Below are 5,149 nucleotides of genomic sequence, written 5' to 3' on the forward strand. Positions count from 1 at the left end.
CGGTATCGGCGTCGGTCTTGGCGGCACGCGGCGCGGTACGCGCGCCGACGTCGGCCTTCGCCGCCACCGCGCGCGGACGTTTCGTCGTTTCGCGCGCCGGCGTCTTGCGCGACTTCGCCGCGGCGGTCTTGCGCGCAGTGCGGCGCGGCGTACGGCTCGAGTCCGGCACGGCCGCGTCGAAATGCCGATAGGTCGCCTCGACGTCGCCGGCGCTGAGCTCGCCGTCCCAGTCTTCCATCAAGGTGGCCAGTACGAGCTTCTCGAACTCGCCGGCGAAGCGCCTGACCACCGATTCGGGATCGGCGACGAGCTTGGCGTCGGCGATCAGACCGAAATGAACGTGGCCGTTGTAGCTCAGGATCGAGATGCCCATGCCGATGCTGCCGTTCTGCGGCACCCAGAACATCAGCTCGCGCACGCGCGCGCCGGCGAGGTACAGCGGCATCTGCGGCCCAGGCACGTTCGTCGCGACGGCCGTGGCCTTGCGGCTGAACAGCTCCAGCGCCGCGCGCTGGATCGCGACCGGCGCCATGCCGACGGCGGCGAGCAGGCCGAAGGTCAGCGCGGCCTGGCGCGAACGCTTGAGCTCGCGCATGTTGGCCGCGACGCGTTCGAGGCGGCGCACCGGATTGGCTTCGCCGATCGGCAGGTCGAGGAAGACCAGGCCGAAATGATTGCCGAGCTTCTTCGCATGCTCCAGCGGACGCAGATTGACCGGTACGGTCGCGCGTATGGTCAGGCCGTCGGCGGCCTGACCGGCGTCGACGAGATGGCCGCGCAGCGCGCCGGCGGCGCAGGCCAGCAGCACGTCGTTGACGGTGCAGCCCAATGCCTTGCCGACGGTCTTGACGTCCTCGAGCGGCAGCGGATCGGCCCAGGCCACGCGCTTGCTGACGCCGAGCGGCCCCTTGAACGCGGTCGGCGGATCGTCCGGCAGCGACAGCGCGATCGCGAGCTCGCGCGTGATCTCGCCGCCTTCGCGCGCGAGCTCCGCGGCGAGCGCGGGATCCTTCCACATTTCCAGACCCTTGCCGAGCACCTTCTCGCCGGCGCCGAGCGCCTTCGCGAAACCGGCCTTGGTCGGCTCCAGCAGCCGCTCCATGACGCTGCCCTGGTCCTTCTTGAGCCAGACCTTGGCGAGCTCCGCGTGCTGCTCGACCGACGGCGACGCGTCGGTCAGGGACAGCAGCACCTGCACGAGGGCCAGGCCGTCGGCGTAGCAGTGATGGATGCGCGAGATCAGCACGCTGCCGCCGCGGTAGTTCTCCACGACGTGGAACTGCCACAGCGGTTTGGAATGATCGAGCGGGCTCGAGGCGAGTTGGCTGACCAGGCGCTCGAGTTCGAACTTGTCGGCCGCTCCAGGCAGCGCGGTCAGGCGCACGTGCCAGTCGAGATCGAAGTCCTTGTCGGTTTCCCAGGCCGCCGAGCTGCCGCTGTCGACGGCCTTCTGGCGGAAGCGGCGGAACGCGAGGAACCGCTCGGCGAGCAGGGCCTTCAGCGCGGCCAGATCGAGCCGGCTCTCGAACATCAGCACGCCGGTGATCATCATCAGATTGGTCGGGCTTTCCATGCGCAGCCAGGCCGTGTCGACCTTGGACATCGCATCGCGCTTGCCCCGCAGCACTTCGAACATCGATTTCCTCCCGCCGCGGTGTGCCCCGCGTTCGCTTCCCGCGTCGTAGCATCGGCGCAGGCCCGGAAAAACACAATGCTCCCGGCGCGCGCGTCCGGCCAGACAGGCTGCCGCAGCGCAGCAGCGTCCAGACTGCATCAGCCCAGTCGCAGAAACCCGATCGCACGCGTGCACGCCCGCACCGTGCCGAATCACGCCAAACAAGCCGCGGGAAGTGCCAACCCGGCCGGCGCCATGCCGCCTCCACGGAAAACGTGCTGCGGATCCGCCGTCGGGCTGAACCGCCGAGCCGGTTTCTCCGCAGCGGGATCGGCAACCGGCCGCCTATTGAGCACGCCGCCCGCAATTTCTCGTGTGGATGAAAGCGAAAGCAGTCGACGTCACGGCAGGCCCCGACAACGACTCGTTCGCTCCCGCTCAACCCCATGGAGATTCCACCATGTCTGCATCTCGCTTGCTGGCCGTGCTGCTGCTGGCCGCGGCCACTGTTGTCCACGCTCAGCAACCCACGGCCCAGGATTATTGCGAGGCCGATCCGCTGGCCCGGCGCGTCGCCGACGCCACGGCCATGATCGTGCCGCGCACCGAACTGACGGAAGATTCCGTCAACGGCGGCTACACCCTGACGACCACGCCGAACACCTTCACGCTCGGACAGACCTCGGCGCTGCCGCTCTGCAGCGACGACCCGTACTACAACCAGCCGCGCGTGGCGCGCGGCCGCACCGGTTTCCTCGTCGGCGAGCAGACCATCGTGACGGCGCCGCACGCCGTGACGCCGCCGGACCCGGCCACGGCGCCGACGTTCCATCCGCAGAACTATGCCGTCATCTTCGGCTGGCGCTGGGAACTCGCCGCACCGCGCCCAGGCACCTCGCCCGACCTCGATTGCACGCTGGTACCCGACGTGCAGCACATTCCGGCCGCGAACGTCTATTTCTTCGACCCGGCCGGACCGGTGCCGCTGTACAACACGTTCAACGTCAACGATCTGAGCCTGTCCGACTACATGGTCTACAGCCTGGATCGTCCGGTCACCGGCATCACGCCGCTGCCGCTGCGCCGCTCGGGCGATCCGCTGCAGGGCGATCCGCTGATAGCCCCGGGTCATCCGGACATGCTGCCGATCAAGATAGGCCGCGGCGGCCGCGTGCAGCGCTACGGGGCGCTGGGCCTGGGCATCGGCGAGCTGCCCTACCGGGCCGGCGTCACCGGATCGCCGGTGTTCAACCTGCGCGCCGAAGTCGTCGAGACCGTCGTGGCGAAAGGCAACGGCGCGATACCGTTCGTCTACGACACCGCACAGCAGTGCTACCGCGTCGTTCCGGAGCTCGAACGCAACGGGCAGCGGGCGAACGGGCAGAACAACGGTCCCATGGCCCCGCTGCTGCCGCACGTGCCGCGGCCGCCGAACGAACTCGTCGTCACGCCGCTGAACCTCGTTACGCACAAGGGAACCGACGCCGCGATCAGCAACGCGGTCAGCAGTTTCGAAGTGAGTCTGTCGGCGTCGGCGGCCGCACCCGTGGATTACCGCGTTTCAGCGACCACGGGCCTGGTCGCGCCGAACGGACTGGAAACGAAACCGATCGGTCTGGATGTGGCTGCCGGCTTGTATACCGCCCATCCGGGCGGCAAGGCACGTCGCTTCGACGTCACGGCAACGAACCGCGGCGTCAGCTGCGAAGTCATCGACGCCGAAATCCGTGTCGCCCCGTTGACGCCGGGCGCTTTCGCGAGCGTCATCCCGCACCGTTTCGAGGTCGTGCGCGGCGATTTCGACGTCACGCCGGACACCGGCTGGGACGTGGTCGCGATGCGCGCTCCCTATCCGACCCATACAGTGATACTGCGCAATCCGAGTTCCGTCCCGGTCACGCTCGAGCTGCAGCCGTCGGCGAGCTGGCTGCGCGTCAACGGTGCGGCGAATGCGACGGTCACGCTGAACCCGGCCGGAAACGTCGGCGACAGCACGGCCGCCACGCTGTCCATCATCACCAATCCCGACAGCAGCGTGCCGCCCGGAACCACGGCGATGGCCAAGCTGGCGATCACGCCGACGGCGCCGCAGTGCATGGACCGCTCTGCCGATGAAGTGGCCGTGTCGTTCACCAACGGCGTGCAGGTCATCACCGCGGTCAACACCGCCGGCGGCAGCATTCCGCATTCGCCCGACGGCATCAGTTACGGCAGCGCAATGGCATTCGACCTGGATGCTTCGGCACTGAACGGCATCCTCGTCGCCGATGTCGACCTCAGCGTGAGCTTCGTGCGCACGTTCGGTCCCACGGGCGGCGTACTGGCCGAGACCGCCGACGAATACCTCAAGATCGTGCTCTCCCCGCCGAATCCGCCGCCTTCGGGGATCCGCAACTACCTTCTGTGGGATGGCAACGACGCTCCCTCGGACTACATCACCCCGGTGAACGTCGACGAAACCGCGCTGACGCTCGACGCGCCGTCGGCACCGCCGCTCGGCGGCACGGCGTTCAGCGCCTACGCGGGCCAGGACATGGGAGGCATCTGGAGGCTGAATCTGTACAGCAAGCGCCAGGGCGATCTGTTCCCCAACATCGTCGTGCTGCGTCTGACCCGCTGACCCTGTCGGGCGGGATCGCGCCGGCGCGATCCCGCCCGCAAGCGCTGCCCCGCATTCGCCGCACCGACGGCGGGCGCGGCGTGTGCGCGAGCAATGCGATCGCAGCGGCGACGTCGTGCGCGCCGGCACATTCAGGCGCGCGCGGCCGCATAGGCCGCCAGCGCCGCCGCACGCGAAGCGGCCAGATCCACGATCGGCGCCGGATAGCCGCTGCGCGAGAGCAGCTCCGGCTGCTTCCACGGCGCATGAAGGTGCTTGAACGGCAGCCTCGCGAGCTCGGGTACCCAGCGCTTCACGTAGGCGCCGTCGGCATCGAAGCGCTCGCCCTGCGTCACGGGATTGAAGATGCGGAAATACGGCGCCGCGTCGGCTCCGGTGCCGGCGCTCCATTGCCAGCCGAGCGTGTTGTTGGCGAGGTCGGCGTCGACGAGCGTGTCCCAGAACCAGCGCGCGCCGTGGCGCCAGTGCAGGCGCAGGTTCTTGCAGAGAAAGCTCGCGACGAGCATGCGCACCCGGTTGTGCATCCAGCCGGTGTGCCAGAGCTCGCGCATGCCGGCGTCGACGATCGGAACGCCGGTGCGGCCCCGCTGCCAGGCGGCGACGGCGTCGGTATCCGGCTCGCGCCAGTCGAAGCCGGCGAACTGCGGATTGAGGTCGGCCTGCGGCGTCTGCGGAAAGTGGTACAGCAGATGATGCGCGAACTCGCGCCAGCCGAGTTCGCGCAGGAACGGTTCGGCCGCCTCGCGCCAGGCGGCGCCGTGTTCCTCGCCGAGCTCGACGAGACGCCAATGGATCTGCCGCGGCGAGATCTCGCCGAAATGCAGATGCGGCGACAGGCGCGACGTTCCGGCCGCGGCGGGTTCGTCGCGCCGCGTCGCGTAGCCGCGCAGCGCCGCCGCGCCGAAGGCGTCGAG

The 5,149-nt window shown here is 68.9% G+C and carries 3 protein-coding genes; 1 reads left to right on the forward strand and 2 read right to left on the reverse strand.

The features are described from left to right. The coding region (locus NON22_RS19940) for a WS/DGAT/MGAT family O-acyltransferase (RefSeq protein WP_257388728.1) at nucleotides 1-1,636 on the reverse strand (1,636 nt) is incomplete at its 3' end. Between the two features lie 439 nt (nucleotides 1,637-2,075). Here NON22_RS19940 and NON22_RS19945 point away from each other — a divergent pair. Further along, entirely contained in the window at nucleotides 2,076-4,235 is a 2,160-nt protein-coding gene (locus NON22_RS19945) for a serine protease (protein ID WP_257388729.1), read from the forward strand. Between the two features lie 131 nt (nucleotides 4,236-4,366). On the opposite strand, the gene NON22_RS19950 is transcribed toward NON22_RS19945, so the two are convergent. Further along, nucleotides 4,367-5,149: cryptochrome/photolyase family protein (locus NON22_RS19950; RefSeq protein ID WP_257388730.1), on the reverse strand; the 783-nt coding region annotated here is incomplete at its 5' end.

This window comes from Tahibacter caeni, from assembly GCF_024609805.1.
GTDB classification, from domain to species: Bacteria; Pseudomonadota; Gammaproteobacteria; order Xanthomonadales; family Rhodanobacteraceae; genus Tahibacter; species Tahibacter caeni.